Here is a 15668-nt window from a genome sequence, read left to right as displayed (position 1 = left end):
TCTCTTCAATGCGGCCGTACGTCCGCGACCGTCGGCTGCGGCAGGTTGAGCATCGTGGTCGCGGCCGCGAACACCGCATCGGCGATGTGTGAATGGCCTTCCGCGGTCGGATGGAACGGACCACCCAGGCAAACCTCGACCAGATCGAGCAGAGCCCATTGTGACGGCGGCGGCGGCGTGCCGCTCGCCTTGGACTGCACGAACAGGCAGATGTCGTTGATGGTGCGGAACCAGCGCTCGCGCGGTGCATAGGCACGCGTGTCGCGAGTTGCCTTGAAATCCGCATCGCGATAGGCGGAAAACGGCTCGAATTCCGACCATTTGTCCCGCCTCGGCGCGTCCGCGTGGTAATAGGGCAGCATCAGGCTCTCGGCAGCCGTGACACCGCTCGACAAGCGTTTCTGCGCACAGATCCCATGCTTGGCGAAGGTGGCACGCTGCGCGTCGACGAAATGCCAGTTGCCGGCGCGGGCCGCGTCGCGTGTCGCTGGGTACAGGACGTCGTTAGCAAAAGCGCTGACCGGACGCAGCGTCGGCACGTCGATCGACAGCACCCCACCGACATTGAAGCCTTCAAGCCTTTCGCGCGGCGTGGCTTCGCCACACAGCCTTCCGTCCTGGTCGAACTCGATCTTTGGAAACGCGGTCAGCACGATGTTGGGCATTCCGCCGTTGGTCGCGATCGGCAGCGGCGCCAGTGCCTTGCGCAAGGCGGCAAAGCGTGACGGCAGTTCCCTGGCCCGGATTCGCGCCGTCGCGACATCATGCGCCTTCGCGATCCGTGCCACGGTTCGAATGACCGATGCGCCAAGCAGGTCGGCCCGGACTTTGCTCGCGACGTTTGCGTATGGAGGCCTTGTCTTGGTCAGCGTCTCGACGATGAGCGGCGTGAAGCCCACATCGTTCCCGCCGATGGACACGATCAGCATGTCGATCGGCCGCAGGAACCGCCCCGGCTTGCAGTCGAGCAGCCTGGCGCTGCGCAATGTGTGGCCCCGCCCGTCGGTAAGCGGGGTGTCGAAGGTCACGGTGCGGGTTGCATGCGTGCGCAGCAGGTCATCGCGGCAGAGTTCGATCATCAGGCGATCGATCTGCGGCAAGTCGCGCCTTTGCCTGCCCACCGCTGAAAAATAGGAGCTGTTGACGGTCTCGACGCCGGCATAGGGAAAAAGCAGGCCCTCGGTCACCTCGGCGCCCGAGCAGGCGAAGCCAAGGAACGTCACGGCGCTGTGCTTGGGATCGGCGAGAGCGACCTGCAGGGCGGTGCGCAGATGATAGCTGTAGGCCGAGCGATGGCATTTGCGGTCGAGCCAGCCAGCCGGCGCGTTCTGATAGCGGACCGGCAGGGAATACGCCGGCACCGATTTGATCGCCTGGGTATCGGGATCATAGACAAAGGAGATGTTGAGGTGTCTCCGCCTCGACAGTGGATCGATCTCGACCGGTGTGTCAGGATTGCCCTCGCCCGACGAAAAGCTGTCGCCTATACCGGCGATTAGCCGGTCGCGAACCCAGATGGCAGCTTGCGAAAGCACCGTGCCGTCCGGCAGGGTCACCGACACGTCGACGCCGCGCTGTGCTTCCGGAATGTCTGGCTCGAAGGGAATGCGCGCTTCGAACTGCGCCGCGCAGGGCTGCTCCGCAGTCGCGGAAAGCCGCCCGCGGCCGGCAATGAAGATCGGCCGCGCGGCCTGCCATCGGCAGACACCGGTCGGCGCATCCTTCACGCTGAAGATCACTGTGTGGCCCTGCGGGCGCACATAGTCGGCACGAAGCGCCGTTCCGAAACCGTCGCTTTTGCACGACGAATGCCACTGTTCGCGGCTATCCCAGCAGGTCGAGCGGCGAAGATTGATGGGATTGGCCCAGCCGCGTTCGGGTCGGCCCGCGCCCTTGGGATTTGGGTAGAGTGTCGTGTCCTGTTTATACCACTCACGCAGCCAGCGCGGATCGTTGAGCAGCCGTTCGAGATCGGACACGGCCGTCGCCGTGAAGGCGCCCCCATGGGTAGCCATGACCTCGGCCATGGCCTCCCGCTGCATATCGAAGTCGGTCGTTTCGGTGAAATACCGGAACGGATGCTTGACCCACCAGTCGATGGCCGGCGCGGCGTAAGTCAATGTTGTGGTGAATAGAAACAGACAAGTGGCTACAAGACGAAGCATGCTCACCACCCACAAAAGACTATGATGACAAAGATTAGGAGCAAGTCCTAGAGTTGTCAAATCGACTCAGGATCGTGGTTTACTTCACTCTGCGGCCTGAGGGCCAGTCGCCTCCTGCAGCCCTGGCTTGCCCGCCTCGCCTGGATTGCGCCTGACATAGGCCGCCTTCAACGTCTCCGACGTATCGCGCGAGCCATCATGACTCCAGCCTGGCGGCTGGACGAGATAGTTGAAACGCTGGCGCAGCGTCAGCCCCGGCATCAGCGCATCCTTGAACATGCCGATCCATTCGTGGAACGCGACCTTCAGCGGATTGAAGGTGCCGATGTTCTTGACGATGCCGTAGCGCGGCCGGTCCTCCTCCAACTCCTCGACGAAGGTGCCGAACATGCGGTCCCAGATGATCAGCGTGCCCGCATAGTTGGCGTCGAGATAGCGCGGATTGGTGGCATGGTGGACGCGGTGATGCGAGGGCGTGTTGAAGATGAATTCGAACCAGCCCCACATCTTGCCGACCGCCTCGGTGTGGATCCAGAACTGCCAGACCAGGTTGAAGCCGAAGACGAAGGCGATCACCGCCGGATGGAAGCCGAGCAGCACCAGCGGCGCCTGCAGCACGAACATGAAGGTGAACAGCCCGGTCCAGCTTTGCCGCAGCGCCGTCGACAGATTGTAGTGCTGGCTGGAATGGTGGTTGACGTGCTCGGCCCACACCCAGCGCACCCGGTGCGCGATGCGGTGATAGACATAGTAGCGCAAATCGTCGAGCAGGAAGGCGGCCACGAACACCCAGACCGACAGGCCGAGATTGAAGAAGCGGAACTGCCACAGCCACAAAAGCGCCCAGTAGGAGACGACGCCGAGCAGCAGGCCGGCCACGACATTGCCGGTCCCCATCATCAGGCTGGTCAGCGTGTCGCGCGTCTCGAACGATCCCTTGGCGCGGCCGGTGCGCACCAGCCAGAGCTCGATCAGGATCGCGGCGACGAAGAACGGGATGGCTAGCTGGGTGACCTGCGGAAAATTGTAGTCGTCCATCACGCGGCCTCCCGGGTCCGATGGTCTTGCAACGCCGCCGCCACCGCTTTGGCGTCGGCCTCGACGGCAAAGGCGAACCGGCCGCCCTTCCAGGTGAAGTCGCCGAGCCTGATGGAGATCGTCAGCGGATCGTCGACGGTCAGCGCCAGGATGTCGCGCGCGGTGACGATGCGCGTCAGGAAGCAATCGCCGATGCTGCTGACGATGCCGGTGCGCGCCGGCCCGAGCGCGAGAAACGCCGCCCGCCGATCCGCCGTTAGACGCACCGCCGCCGGCTTCTCGTCGGGAAAATCCTCGGCAAAACGCGCTAGCGCCTGACCGGCATCTGCAAGCGTCGCCGTCCTGGTGCCGCCAGTGAAATGTACGGCCGCGACCGACAGCGCAATGCCGATTACGACAAGGACGACCAGGACCGGCAGGCTCATGGAAAGGCGTCTCCTCCGGCGGCTCGTGCTTCTTCGACGCGAGTCCGACCGGCAGAACACCTAGCACGATTGACGTTTACGTCAAATGGGCGACCAGCCGCGGCTGGCATGACGCAAGAGCAGCCAATGCTTGCGCAAGGTGGAAAGCCTTGCTGTGCCGAGCGGCGATTGCCCGGTCTTCTCCAACCTGCCGAGATAGGCGCGCGTCAACGCGAGCGGCAGGAAGGCCGGGCGCAGCGAAGCCGGCAGCGCCGCGGCTCCTTGCTCGAAGGCACCGAGATGGTCCCGCGCCAAGGCGATCATCGCCGAGACCGCACGCTGCGCGCCAGGGCCGCCGTCCCCTTTGACGAATTCTTCCGATGATGAGCCGGCCGCCGCGAGGATATCCGCAGGCACAAAACATTGGCCGCGCCTGCGATGCAGTGGCAACAGCAGCAAGAGACCGATGATCGCTTGCGCGCAGCCCGCCCTCCCCGCCAGTTCGGCGAAACGCGGCGCCTCCTGGGGATCGAGCATCATCGCCGCAAGCTGGATGAGTGCCGCGGCGGTCTCGCCGCAATAGCCTTCGAGATCGGTGCGCGACGGCATCGGATCATCGTAAAGGTCGAAGATGCGTGCTTCGAGCATGTTGTCGAAGGCGGCCTTGGGCAGCCGGTTGGTGGAAATCGTCGCCCTCAATGCATCGGCGATCGGGTGGCCGGTCTCCGCGTCGCTTTCCGCCGTGATGACATCGCGCCACCATTGCAGCCGCACTTCGCCGGGCAGCGGCTCATGGATGCGGTCGCGAACCGACGCGATCTCGGCATTGAAAGCATAGAGTGAAAACAGCGCGTCGCGCTTGTCGGCGGGCGCATAGAGCGCGCTGAGATAGCGATCGTGGTCGGCGGCGCGCACCGCATCCATGACGATTTTGGGATTGTCGCTCACGTCAGTCGACGGGAATCAGCGCTGCGGCCACGGCGCGGTCCTCGGCGAGCAGGACGTTGTAGGTCCGCACGGCAGCACCGGTCGACATCGGGTCGGCCGCAATGCCGGCTTCCTTCAGCGCGGCGCGCAGCGCCCCAGGCAGCGGCCGCAGATCCTTGCCGGTGCCGACCAGCAGGATCTCGACCTTGCCGGCCTCGACCAGCAGCTTGTCGAAATCCGCTATCGTCAGTGCCAGCGGATCGGCCGGCTCCCAGCCATGGATGCCGGACGGCAGGCAGAGCAGCGAGCCGCGATGCGACATGTCGGCGAAGCGGAAGCCGCCATTGCCATAGGCCTCGATCGGCGCCCGGCCGGGGAAATGCGCCTCGCGGATGACGATGCCCTTGGCCACGGCCGCGGCGTCAGGTCGCCACGGCCTTGCCGTTCACCGGCTTCTCCTCGTCGGCGGTCGCGGCCTGCGGCCGCAACTTGAACAGGATCAGCAACGGCGCGGCGATGAAGATCGACGAATAGGTGCCGAACACCACGCCGAACAGCATCGCCATGGTGAACGAACGGATCACCTCGCCGCCGAACAGCACCAGCGCCAACAGCGCCAGGATCGTCGTCACCGAGGTCAGCGTCGTTCTCGACAGCGTCTCGTTGATGGCGTTGTTCAACAGCTGCGGCAGCGGCATCTTCTTGTATTTTCGAAGATCCTCGCGGACGCGGTCATAGACGACGATGGTGTCGTTCAGCGAATAACCGATGATGGTGAGAATTGCCGCCAGCGATGACTGGTTGAATTCCAATCCCGTTATGACGAAGAAGCCGATCGTCATCACCACATCGTGGATCGTGGCGACGATGGCGCCGACAGCGAACTGCCATTCGAATCGGAACCAGACATAGATCAGGATGCCGATCAGCGCGATCAGCATGGCGATCGTTCCCTGCTTGGCCAGTTCGCCCGAAACCGTCGGTCCCACCACTTCGACGCGGCGGAAATCATACTGGTCCTGCAATTCGCCGCGCACCTTGTCGATGACGGTCTGCTCGGCGTTCTCGCCGCCGTCCTGGGTGCCGACGCGGATCAGCACGTCGTTCGGCTCGCCGAACTGCTGCACCTGGACCTCGCCGATGTTGAGCTCCGTCAGCCTGCCGCGGATGTCGGCGAGATCGGCATTGCCGGTCTTGGCCTGCACCTCGATCAGCGATCCGCCCTTGAAGTCGATGCCGTAGTTGATGTCGACGGTCAAGAACAGCACGACCGACAAGATCGACAACAGGCTGGAGAGCGCGAAGGTCCAGCGGCGGATGCCCATGAACGGGATCTTCGTACCCGGCGGAATGAAGGTCACCGGCGCCTTCGGCAGTTCCTTCGGCCGGGCGCGGCGCAGCCAGATCGACACCAGCAGCCGGGTGAAGGTGAAAGCGGTGAAGACCGTGGTCAGGATGCCGATGGCGTAGGTGATGGCGAAACCCTTCACCGGGCCGGTGCCGAGATAGAACAGCACCACCGTCGCGATCAGGGACGTGACGTTGGAATCGACGATGGTCGCCAAGGCCTTGGTGAAGCCGGTATCGATCGCCTGGATCACCGAGCGGCCGTTGCGCCGCTCCTCGCGGATACGCTCGTAGATCAGAACGTTGGAATCGACCGCCATGCCGATGGTCAGCACGATACCGGCGATACCGGGCAAGGTCAGCGTCGCGCCGAGCAGCGACAGCAGCCCGACGATCATCGCCACGTGCACCGCAAGCGCGATGTTGGCGAGGAAGCCGAGGAAGCCGTAGGCGACGAACATGAAGGCGACGACGAGGATCGAGCCGATGATGCCGGCGACCTTGCCGGCATGGATGGAGTCCTGTCCGAGGCCCGGACCCACCGTGCGCTCCTCGATCACCGTCAGCGTCGCCGGCAGCGCGCCGGCGCGCAGCAGCACGGCGAGATCATTGGCGCTTTGAGCGGTGAAATTGCCGGAGATCTGGCCGGTGCCGCCGAGGATCGGTTCGCGGATCTGCGGCGCCGAGATCACCTGGTTGTCGAGGACGATGGCGAACAGCTTGCCGACGTTCTGCGCCGTCGCCTGGCCGAAGCGGGTCGCGCCCTTGGAATCGAAACGGAAGGAAACGACCGGCTCGTTGTTCTGGGAATTGTAGGTCGCCTGCGCGTCGACGAGGTTCTCGCCCGAAACGATGACGCGGTTCTCGATCAGATAGGGTACCGGCGGATCATCCTGCGAATAGAGGATCGAGGAGCCCGCGGGCGGACGGCCGTTGAGCGCGTCCTGGACCGGCATCGACTGATCGACCATCTGGAACGTCAGCTTGGCGGTCTGGCCGAGGATTTCCTTCAGCCTTTGCGGGTCCTGCAGGCCCGGCACCTGGACGAGGATACGGTCATCACCCTGGCGCTGCACGATCGGCTCGGTCGTGCCGAGCTCGTTGACGCGCCGCTCGACGACCTCGATCGACTGCGTCAGCGCAGTCGACGTGCGGTATTTGATGCCGGCGTCGGTGACGGTGAACTTGAGCAGGCCCGGCTCGGAATCGTCCAGGGTCATCTCCTGGACGGAACCGCCGGTGAACAGCCCGGCGGCCACCGGATCGGTCAGCGGCTTCAGCACCTTCTTGGCGGCGTCGATCTGGCTGGGATCGGTGATGCGGACCTGCACCGTGCGGCCCGATCCGGAAAGGCCGGTGTAGTTGATCTTGGGATTGGCGTCGCGCAGCAGCGTCCTGATCTCGTCGCGCGATGTCTCCAGCCGATCCTTGATCAGGTCGTTCTGGTTCATCTGAAGCAGGATGTGCGAACCGCCCTGCAGGTCGAGACCGAGCGTCATCTGCCGCTTCGGCACCCAGCTGGGCAGTTGCGTCAGTGTGCTGGCGGGAAACAGATTGGGCGCGGCGAGGACCACGGTGGCGGCCACGGCCAGCCAGATCAGGATCATCTTCAGGCGCGAGAAATAGAGCATTCGTTCTTATCCGTTCAGGCGTACAAGCGGCAGCGTTCCGCCTTCAATTCGGTTATTTCTTGGCGTTCTGGTTCGCCACCGGCTCACCCTTGACGCGCACGTCCGAGATCGTCGAGCGCAGCGCCGTCACCTTGGTGCCGCCGCCAAGATCGATCTCAAGCTCGTTGTCGTCGATCACCTTGGTCACCTTGCCGACGAAACCGCCGCCGGTCACGACCGTGTCGCCGCGCCGCACCGCCGAGAGCATCTCCTGGCGCTTCTTCAGCTGCGCGCGCTGAGGCCGGATGATCAGAAAATACATGATCACGAAAATCAGGACAAACGGCAAAATGCTGATGAACATATCTGGCGAGGCGCCGACGCCCTGAGCGTATGCCGGTGTAACGAACATCAGAAAACTCCTGGATGGTGAAAAACCGCCACAAGGCGGCCCCGCGAAATTTGGCCGGAATATAGTCGGTAAAGTTGCCAATGCAACTGCGCCGCCCGGCGAATCCGCTGCTTTTCCGGCCGGTTGGCGCGTGTTAGAGCATGATCGCCGAATGCCGGACGCGGTCCGTGGAAAAGATCATGCTCCGACAAAAGGTTGGAAGCGGTTCTTATCCCGCCGCGAAAGAGCGGATTTCCGCCCGCCCGATCCCGAACGCCAGACCAAAAGACAAGACATGACCGACAGCACCCTCGACGCACTGAACCAGAAGCTCGACCGCCTGATCGAAGCGGTCACCCGCCTCGCGCCGCCGCCGGTGCCGCAAACCGACCTTGCCGGGGCCGATTGCTTCGTCTGGCAGGCCGATCCCGGCTATCTGGAGCCGGTGCGCAAGGTCAACCGCGTCGACATCGGGCTGATCCGCGGCGTCGATCGCGTCCGTGACATCCTTGTCGATAACACCGAGCGCTTCGCCTCGGGCTACGCCGCCAACAACGTACTGTTGTGGGGCGCGCGCGGCATGGGCAAATCGTCGCTGGTCAAGGCGGTGCATGCCGCGGTCAACGCCTCCGACAAGCTCGACCGGCCGCTAAAGCTGATCGAGATCCACCGCGAGGACATCGACACGCTGCCGAAGCTGATGGGATTGCTCAAGGCGGCGCCTTTCCGCTTCATCCTGTTTTGCGACGATCTCTCATTCGACCACGACGACACCTCCTACAAGTCGCTGAAGGCAGCGCTGGAAGGCGGCGTCGAGGGCCGCCCGGCCAACGTCATCTTCTACGCCACCTCCAACAGGCGGCATCTGTTGCCGCGCGACATGATCGACAATGAGCGCTCGACCGCCATCAATCCGTCGGAGGCCGTGGAAGAAAAAGTCTCGCTGTCCGACCGTTTTGGCCTCTGGCTCGGCTTTCACAAATGTTCGCAGGACGAGTATCTCGACATGATCGACGGCTATGTCCGCCATCATGGGCTGGCCATCGACCCCGAGACCTTGCGTGCCGAGGCGCTGGAATGGGCGACGACGCGCGGCAGCCGCTCCGGCCGTGTGGCCTGGCAGTTCACCCAGGATCTGGCGGGACGCCTCGGCAAGCCTCTCAAGGATTGAGTACCGGCCTGGCCGCAACTGAAAGAGCCCGCCCCTTGCGGAGCGGGCTGAGCCGGCGGGCTGGACTGGAGGTCGCAGACGGCCCGCAATTGTTCTTCTTCTATTCGAGATAGCCCGACGGATCGACCGGGGCGGAGTTCTTGCGCACCTCGAAGTGCAGCTTCGGCGAGTCGGTGGTGCCGCTCATGCCGGACAGCGCGATCTCCTGGCCACGCTTGACCTTCTGGCCGCGCTGCACCTCGATCGAGCTGGCGTGGCCGTAGACGGTGACCAGCCCGTTCTCGTGACGCACCAGGACGGTGTTGCCGAATTCCTTCAGCCCGTCGCCGGCATAGATGACCACGCCGTTCTCGGCCGCCTTGACCGGCGTGCCCTCCGGCACCGCGATGTCGACGCCGTCCTTGCCGGAACCAAAGCTGGAGATCACCCGGCCGCGCACCGGCCAGCGCATCTTGCCGATGCCGGTGGCATCCGGCGCCACCGCATCGTCGTCCTCGGCCTGCTGGATGACCTTGGCGTCCTTCTTCGGCGGCGTGTAGGAGGCGAGCGTCTCGGTCGGCTTCGCCGCCGGCTGCGCGGTGGCGGTCGTCACCGGGTCGATCTTGGCCGGCTTCGCCGCGGCGACCGTGGCGCTGCCCCCGGCCGGAACCTTCAGCGTCTGGCCGATCTTGAGCAGGCCGTCCTGCATGCCGTTCGCCTGCTTCAGCGCGACGACGCCGACACCGGTCTTCCTGGCGATGGATGACAGCGTATCGCCCTGCTGCACCGTGTAGGTGCCGCCGGCCCCGGCCGGCTTGGCCGAAGCAACCTGCGTCGCGGGCTTGGCGTCCTTCGATCCGCTGGCGGCAGCGGAAGCGTCGACCGGCGCGGCCGACTTGCCGTCCTTGAGTTTCGGCTGCTGCGGCAGCACGGCGACCTTCTCGGGCGCATTGGCAGGCTTCGGCGTGTTCGCGGGCCTGGTATCGGCGACTTTCTGCGCCGGCTCCTTGCTCGAATAGGCATAGGCGGGAATGACCAGCTTCTGGCCCGTCTTCAGGTCCTTGGTCGCGCTCAGCCCGTTGACCTTCATGATCACATCGGCCGGCACCTTGTAGTGCTGCGCCAGGCCGGAAATCGTCTCGCCGTCCCGGACCACGATCTCGGTGGCGCGGGGCGTGCCGGCAGCCGCCATCTTCGGAGCATCAGGCTGCGCTTCCTTGAACGGCTTCGTCGCCGACGCAACGGTGCCGGTGGTCGTCCTGTCGACATGCGGAGCGGCGGGGGCGAGCGCCGGTGCTGGCGCGGCCGCGCTGCGCACCGGCTTCACGGCGGGCGCCAGGGCAGGCTGCGAGGGCGGCGGCAACTGCTGGACCGAAACCGGCTCGAGGCTGGAGCGGCTCACCGACTGGGTATGACTGCCGTCGACAGGCGCTGGTGCGACCGTATCGCCCGGATAGGGCTGGGCGACATCCTGCTTGTCGATGATGGCGCGCTGGTTGTTGGTGGACGAGGTGAAGACATCGTCGACACCATTGAAGCGGGCGACCTGGGAACTGCACCCCGCGGCGGCGCCTGCGATCATGAGGACGGCGCAGCCACGCGCCAGATTGCGTCCGTTTGCCTTCAAAACACTGAATTGCATCGCACTAACCCGCACAGACCCGGTACAACTGGTCATGATTAAAGCGCGTTAATGTTACTGGTCGGTTAACCCCTTAGAATCCGACGAAAATTTTCTTAAAATATTTGAAGGGCGTTAGATGACCGAGGCGACGCTGCGCAGGATCGGCTGCAGCCTGACGATGCCGATATCCTCGCGCTCGAAGCGGCTGCCGACCTTGGTGAGCTTGGCCAGCACCTGCTCGCCCTCCTCCGGGCCGATCGGCGCAATGACCACGCCGCCGCTCGACAGCTGGTCGAGCAGGAAACGCGGCAGGCTGTCGAAGGCCGCCCAGGCGACGATGCGGTCGAAGGGACCTTCATTCGCCAATCCGTTGGAGCCGTCAGCCTGGCGGGCAATCACATTGCCGATGCCGAGCGCCTCGAAGCGCTGCCTGGCCTGCTCGGTCAGTGTCTTGTAGCGGTCGATGGTGACGACGCGCGCGGCCAGCCGAGACATCACCGCCGCCGTATAGCCCGACCCGGTGCCGATCTCGAGCACGCGGTTGCCGGGCTCGAGGCCAAGGGCCGCGATCACCGCCGCCTGCAGGTCGGCGCCCTCGATCGCCTCACCGCATTCTATCGGCAGCATGCCTTCCGACCAGGCGATCGAATGGAACTGCCCGTTGAGGAAGCCGCGGCGCGGTGTCGCCTCGAACGCGGCGATCAGCGGCTTCGGCGCCGAGCCGCGGCCGCGCAGGCGCAGCAGGAAAGCGGCAAAGCCTTCGCGGTCGTCGACGGAAACGGGCTGGTTCATGCGAGCGCCTTGGTCAGTTGGTCGCGGATTTCATGGGCGGTAAGGTCGAGCTGCAGCGGCGTCACCGACACCAGCCGGTTGCGCATGGCGTGGAGATCGGTGCCTTTCTTGCCCTCGACCGGCTCGCGGCCGAAGCGCAGCCAGTAGTAAGGCAGGCCGCGCCCGTCGCGGCGCTCGTCGACCCACAGGCTGTGCACCAGCTTGCCCTGCGAGGTGACGACGGTGCCCTCGATTTCGTCGGGCGCGCAATTGGGAAAATTGACGTTGAGCAGCACGCCGTCCGGCAGCGGCATCGCCACCAGCTTTTTCAACAGCGCCGGCGCCAGCGCCTCGGTCGTCTCATAGGGAACGACGCGGTCCTCGCCGACATAGGAATAGGCCTGACTGACCGCGATCGAGCGCACGCCGAGCAGCGCGCCCTCCATGGCGCCCGCGACCGTACCCGAATAGGTGACGTCGTCGGCGATGTTAGCGCCGGAATTGACACCCGACAGGATCAGGTCGGGCATTCCAGGCAGGATCTTCTTCACGCCCATGATGACGCAGTCGGTCGGCGTGCCGCGCACGGCGTAATGCTTGTCGCCGATCTTCCTCAGCCGCAGCGGCTCCGAGATCGACAGCGAATGCGCATAGCCGGACTGGTCCTGTTCCGGCGCCACCACCCAGACGTCGTCCGACAGCGTGCGCGCGATACGCTCGAGCGACGCCAGGCCCTCGGCGTGGATGCCGTCGTCATTGGTCAAGAGAATGCGCATTACTTCGATTCGATCTTGGTCAGACCACCCATGTAAGGCCGCAGCGCTTCAGGAATGGTTACGCTGCCATCCCCATTCTGGTAGTTTTCGATGACGGCGATAAGCGCGCGGCCGACGGCGGTGCCCGAACCGTTGAGCGTATGGACGAAGCGGTTGCCCTTGCCGTCCCTGTCCTTGTAGCGGGCATCCATGCGCCTGGCCTGGAAATCGCCGCAGACCGAACAGGACGAGATTTCGCGATAGGCGTTCTGGCCGGGCAGCCACACCTCGATGTCATAGGTCTTGCGCGCGCCGAACCCCATGTCGCCGGTGCACAGCGTCATGGTGCGGAACGGCAGCTCCAGTCGCTTCAGAACCGCTTCGGCGCATTCCGTCATGCGCTCATGCTCGGCGATCGACGTCTCCTGATCGGTGATCGAGACCAGTTCCACCTTGTAGAACTGGTGCTGGCGCAGCATGCCGCGCGTGTCGCGCCCGGCCGACCCCGCTTCCGAGCGGAAGCATGGCGTAAGCGCCGTGTAGCGCAGCGGCAGCTTTTCGTGCGCGGTGATCTCCTCGCGCACGAGGTTGGTGAGCGACACTTCCGCGGTGGGGATCAGGCCCAACCGGCCGTCGCCATGCGAGGTGAAGAAGAGGTCGCCCTCGAATTTCGGCAATTGTCCGGTGCCGAACAGCACCTCGTCGCGCACCATCAATGGCGGCTGGACTTCCTCATAGCCGTGCTCGGTGGTGTGAAGGTCCAACATGAACTGGCCGAGCGCGCGCTCCATGCGCGCGAGCTGGCCGGTCAGCACCGTGAAGCGCGAGCCGGAAAGCCTCGCCGCCCGCTCGAAATCCATCATGCCCAGCGCTTCGCCGATCTCGAAGTGCTCTCTCACCCAGTTCGGCCGCGCCGGCGCCTTGCCGACGGTGCGCTTGACGACATTGTCATGCTCGTCCTTGCCGACCGGAACGTCGGCCAGCGGCACATTGGGCAGCACGGCCAACGCGTCGTTCAGCGCCTTGTCGAGCTCGCGCTCGCGCGCTTCACCGTTCTGGATGAAGGCCTTGATCTCGCCGACTTCCGTCTTGAGCCTCTCAGCAAGTGCGGCATCGCCCGAACGCATCGCGTTGCCGATCTCCTTCGAGGCGGCGTTGCGGCGTTCCTGCTTCACCTGCAGCTCGGTCAGATGCTCGCGCCGCGCCTCATCGCTGGCGATCAGCCCGTCGACGGTGGACTGCGCCTCTCCGGTTGACCACGAGCGCTTCACCAGCGCCTCGACAAGGGCCTTCGGGTTGTCGCGAATCCATTTGATGTCAAGCATGGTTTGTCCGTCCTCGGCTAAGCATGTCGCCCAAAAGTCAGCAGCGGTTTTGGGACAACGACATGCTTCAAGCAAAACCGAAACGCATCGCCTCACGGCGATGCGTTTCGGCCAGAGGGCGTAAACCGCATCCCTGATCGATGCAAGACGGGCGGATGCCGCCACCCGTGTTTTTCCGGCTCTGCCTAGCTTGGAGCCTGCGTCGAAGAGGCATCCGCGGCCTTCTCGGCCACTTCCGCTCCGGCGTCCTGCTTCTCGCGCGCCAGACGGTCACGCTCCTGGCCGCGTTCGATCAGCCGGGCCGACCAGATGGCGACCTCGTAGAGCAGGATGGTCGGGATGGCGAGGCCGATCTGGCTCATCGGATCGGGCGGCGTCAGCACCGCGGCGACGACGAAGGCAATGACGATCGCCCATTTGCGCTTCTCGGCCAGCGCCTTCGACGACAGCATGCCGACCCTGGTCATCAGGCTGGTCACCACCGGCAACTGGAACACCAGGCCGAAGGAGAAGATCAGCGTCATAATCAGGCTGAGATACTCCGACACTTTCGGCAGCAGCGAGATCTGCACCTGGTCGTTGGTGCCGGTCTGCTGCATGGCGAGGAAGAACCACATCACCATCGGCGTGAAGAAGAAATAGACCAGCGACGCGCCCATCAGGAACAGGATCGGCGAGGCGATCAGGAACGGCAGGAAGGCGTTGCGCTCGTTCTTGTAGAGGCCGGGCGCGATGAATTTGTAGATCTGCGTGGCGATCAGCGGAAAGGCGATGACCATGCCGCCGAACATCGCAAGCTTGACCTGCGTGAAGAAGAATTCCTGCGGCGCGGTGTAGATCAGTTCGACCTTGTGCGGGTCGAGCCCGGCCCACTGGGTCGCCCATTTGAACGGGACGACCAGAAGGTTGAACAGCCGCTTGGCAAAGAAGAAGCAGACGAGGAAAGCGACGAAGAAGCCGCCCAGCGACCAGATCAGCCGCCGGCGCAGCTCGATCAGATGCTCGATCAGCGGTGCCGAAGACTTCTCGATCTCGTCTCTTTCCTGATCCGTCACGCTCACTTGGCGGCTCCCGCCGTCTTCTTAGGCGCGGGCTTCGTCGCCGGCGCGGGCTTCGTCGCCGGCGCGGGCTTCGTCGCCGGTTTCTTCGCCGGTGCCGGCTTCGCTTCAGCCTTTGTCGCAGCCTTGGCTGCGGCCGGCTTGGATGTCTTTGCTGGTGCGGCTGGCTTGGCCGGCTTCGCTGGCGTCGGCTTTGCCGGTGCCTTGGCAACCTTCGCCGCTGCCGGCTTCTTGGCTTCCGCCTTGCTCGACGCTGCCGCTGTGGCGGCAACCGCCGGCGTCACCACCGCATCGTCGGTCATCGCCGGGAAGATCGGCCCCGCCGGGGCCGCTTCCGGGGCCTCGACACCGGGCAATACCGTCGCGCCGTTCTTGAGGGGTTCGCTGGCCTGCGCCGTCGACGCCGCTGGCGTGGCGGGATCTGCGGCCGGCTTCGGCTTCATCACGGCATCGACGCCGGAGCGGACATCGGCCGCCGCCTGTTCGAACGGGTTGAGCTGCTTGCGGATCTCGGCAACAGGGCTGAGGCCCCTGAGTTCGTCGACCGACTTCTTGACGTCGTCGAGCTCGGCTTCCTTCAGCGCCTCGTTGAACTGCTTCTGGAAGTCGGCGGCCATGGCGCGCAGCTTTGCCGTCGTGCGGCCGAAAGTGCGCAGCATGTTGGGCAAATCCTTCGGCCCGACGACCACGATCATGACGACCGCGATCACCAGCATCTCGGTCCAGCCGACTTCAAACATGGCAATCTGTTCCGACTAGAACCTCGGGCTCAGCTCTTGCTGGCCTTTTCCTTCACCGTCGAAACGGTCTCGTCCGCGCGGTGCTCGACGGTGCGCTTGTCATCGGCAACGTCGTCGTCGGCCATGCCCTTCTTGAAGCTCTTGATGCCCTTGGCCATGTCGCCCATCAGCTCGGGAATCTTGCCGCGGCCGAACACCAGCAGCACGATCACCAGGACGATCATCCAGTGCCAAATCGAAAACGAACCCATAGCTACTCTCTCTCGAATGTTTTCCCTGGCGATGATCTATGCGTTTTCGCGTTGGGATTCAAACACAACCGCGACAAAGTTTATGAAGGCGCGGCCGATGTCACGCAATTTC

General features: G+C 64.3%; 15 protein-coding genes. 1 reads left to right on the top strand and 14 read right to left on the bottom strand.

Annotated elements, in window-relative coordinates; translation table 11 throughout:
- Positions 1 to 5: 5 nt before the first annotated feature.
- The 7 genes from JG743_RS15400 to yajC all read right to left on the bottom strand — a co-directional run bounded on the left by JG743_RS15400 (position 6) and on the right by yajC (position 7903).
- Positions 6 to 2165, bottom strand: coding sequence for a hypothetical protein (locus JG743_RS15400; protein ID WP_202301973.1), 2160 nt, complete (start codon positions 2163 to 2165; stop codon positions 6 to 8).
- 84 nt (positions 2166 to 2249) lie between these two features.
- Entirely contained in the window at positions 2250 to 3203 is a 954-nt protein-coding gene (locus JG743_RS15395) for a sterol desaturase family protein (protein ID WP_202301971.1), read from the bottom strand.
- Positions 3203 to 3628, bottom strand: coding sequence for a hypothetical protein (locus tag JG743_RS15390; RefSeq protein ID WP_202301969.1), 426 nt, complete (start codon positions 3626 to 3628; stop codon positions 3203 to 3205). Before JG743_RS15390 ends, JG743_RS15395 begins: the two co-directional genes overlap by 1 nt.
- Positions 3629 to 3709: 81 nt before the next feature.
- The gene (locus tag JG743_RS15385; RefSeq protein ID WP_202301967.1) at positions 3710 to 4555 is read right to left on the bottom strand and encodes a phytoene/squalene synthase family protein; all 846 of its coding nucleotides are present in this window, start codon (positions 4553 to 4555) and stop codon (positions 3710 to 3712) included.
- A 1-nt stretch (position 4556) separates the two neighbouring features.
- Positions 4557 to 4946 carry an Mth938-like domain-containing protein gene (locus tag JG743_RS15380; RefSeq protein ID WP_202301965.1) on the bottom strand — a complete coding sequence of 130 codons (390 nt, stop codon included), beginning with the start codon at positions 4944 to 4946 and terminating at the stop codon, positions 4557 to 4559.
- Positions 4947 to 4956: 10 nt separating this feature from the next.
- Positions 4957 to 7512, bottom strand: a complete 2556-nt coding sequence (gene secDF, locus JG743_RS15375; protein ID WP_202301963.1) for a protein translocase subunit SecDF — start codon at positions 7510 to 7512, stop codon at positions 4957 to 4959.
- 52 nt (positions 7513 to 7564) lie between these two features.
- Positions 7565 to 7903, bottom strand: a complete 339-nt coding sequence (gene yajC / locus JG743_RS15370; protein ID WP_041004168.1) for a preprotein translocase subunit YajC — start codon at positions 7901 to 7903, stop codon at positions 7565 to 7567.
- A gap of 274 nt (positions 7904 to 8177) precedes the next feature.
- Between yajC and JG743_RS15365 the strand changes: the two genes are divergently transcribed.
- Positions 8178 to 9053, top strand: coding sequence for an ATP-binding protein (locus tag JG743_RS15365; RefSeq protein ID WP_202301961.1), 876 nt, complete (start codon positions 8178 to 8180; stop codon positions 9051 to 9053).
- 100 nt (positions 9054 to 9153) lie between these two features.
- On the opposite strand, the gene JG743_RS15360 is transcribed toward JG743_RS15365, so the two are convergent.
- The 7 genes from JG743_RS15360 to JG743_RS15330 form a co-directional block, all read right to left on the bottom strand.
- Entirely contained in the window at positions 9154 to 10674 is a 1521-nt protein-coding gene (locus tag JG743_RS15360; RefSeq protein ID WP_202301959.1) for a LysM peptidoglycan-binding domain-containing M23 family metallopeptidase, read from the bottom strand.
- Between the two features lie 114 nt (positions 10675 to 10788).
- Positions 10789 to 11448: a protein-L-isoaspartate(D-aspartate) O-methyltransferase gene (locus tag JG743_RS15355; protein ID WP_202301957.1), complete on the bottom strand. Its 660-nt coding sequence runs from the start codon at positions 11446 to 11448 to the stop codon at positions 10789 to 10791.
- The gene (surE, locus tag JG743_RS15350) at positions 11445 to 12203 is read right to left on the bottom strand and encodes a 5'/3'-nucleotidase SurE (protein ID WP_202301955.1); all 759 of its coding nucleotides are present in this window, start codon (positions 12201 to 12203) and stop codon (positions 11445 to 11447) included. The genes JG743_RS15355 and surE overlap by 4 nt, the downstream gene beginning before the upstream one ends.
- Complete coding sequence (gene serS, locus JG743_RS15345) at positions 12203 to 13507, bottom strand: serine--tRNA ligase (RefSeq protein ID WP_202301952.1); 1305 nt, start codon at positions 13505 to 13507, stop codon at positions 12203 to 12205. Before serS ends, surE begins: the two co-directional genes overlap by 1 nt.
- A 185-nt stretch (positions 13508 to 13692) precedes the next feature.
- Positions 13693 to 14568, bottom strand: coding sequence for a twin-arginine translocase subunit TatC (gene tatC, locus JG743_RS15340; RefSeq protein ID WP_202301950.1), 876 nt, complete (start codon positions 14566 to 14568; stop codon positions 13693 to 13695).
- Positions 14565 to 15305: a Sec-independent protein translocase protein TatB gene (tatB, locus tag JG743_RS15335; RefSeq protein ID WP_202301948.1), complete on the bottom strand. Its 741-nt coding sequence runs from the start codon at positions 15303 to 15305 to the stop codon at positions 14565 to 14567. The genes tatC and tatB overlap by 4 nt, the downstream gene beginning before the upstream one ends.
- A 29-nt stretch (positions 15306 to 15334) precedes the next feature.
- A complete protein-coding gene (locus JG743_RS15330; RefSeq protein ID WP_202301946.1) occupies positions 15335 to 15556 on the bottom strand; it encodes a twin-arginine translocase TatA/TatE family subunit in 222 nt (73 codons plus the stop codon).
- Between the last annotated feature and the right edge of the window lie 112 nt (positions 15557 to 15668).

The sequence above is a fragment of the Mesorhizobium sp. 131-2-1 genome, from assembly GCF_016756535.1.
Lineage (GTDB): Bacteria > Pseudomonadota > Alphaproteobacteria > Rhizobiales > Rhizobiaceae > Mesorhizobium.
The sequence above is the reverse complement of the archived record's forward strand: the minus strand, read 5'-3'. Positions and strand labels throughout refer to the sequence as shown.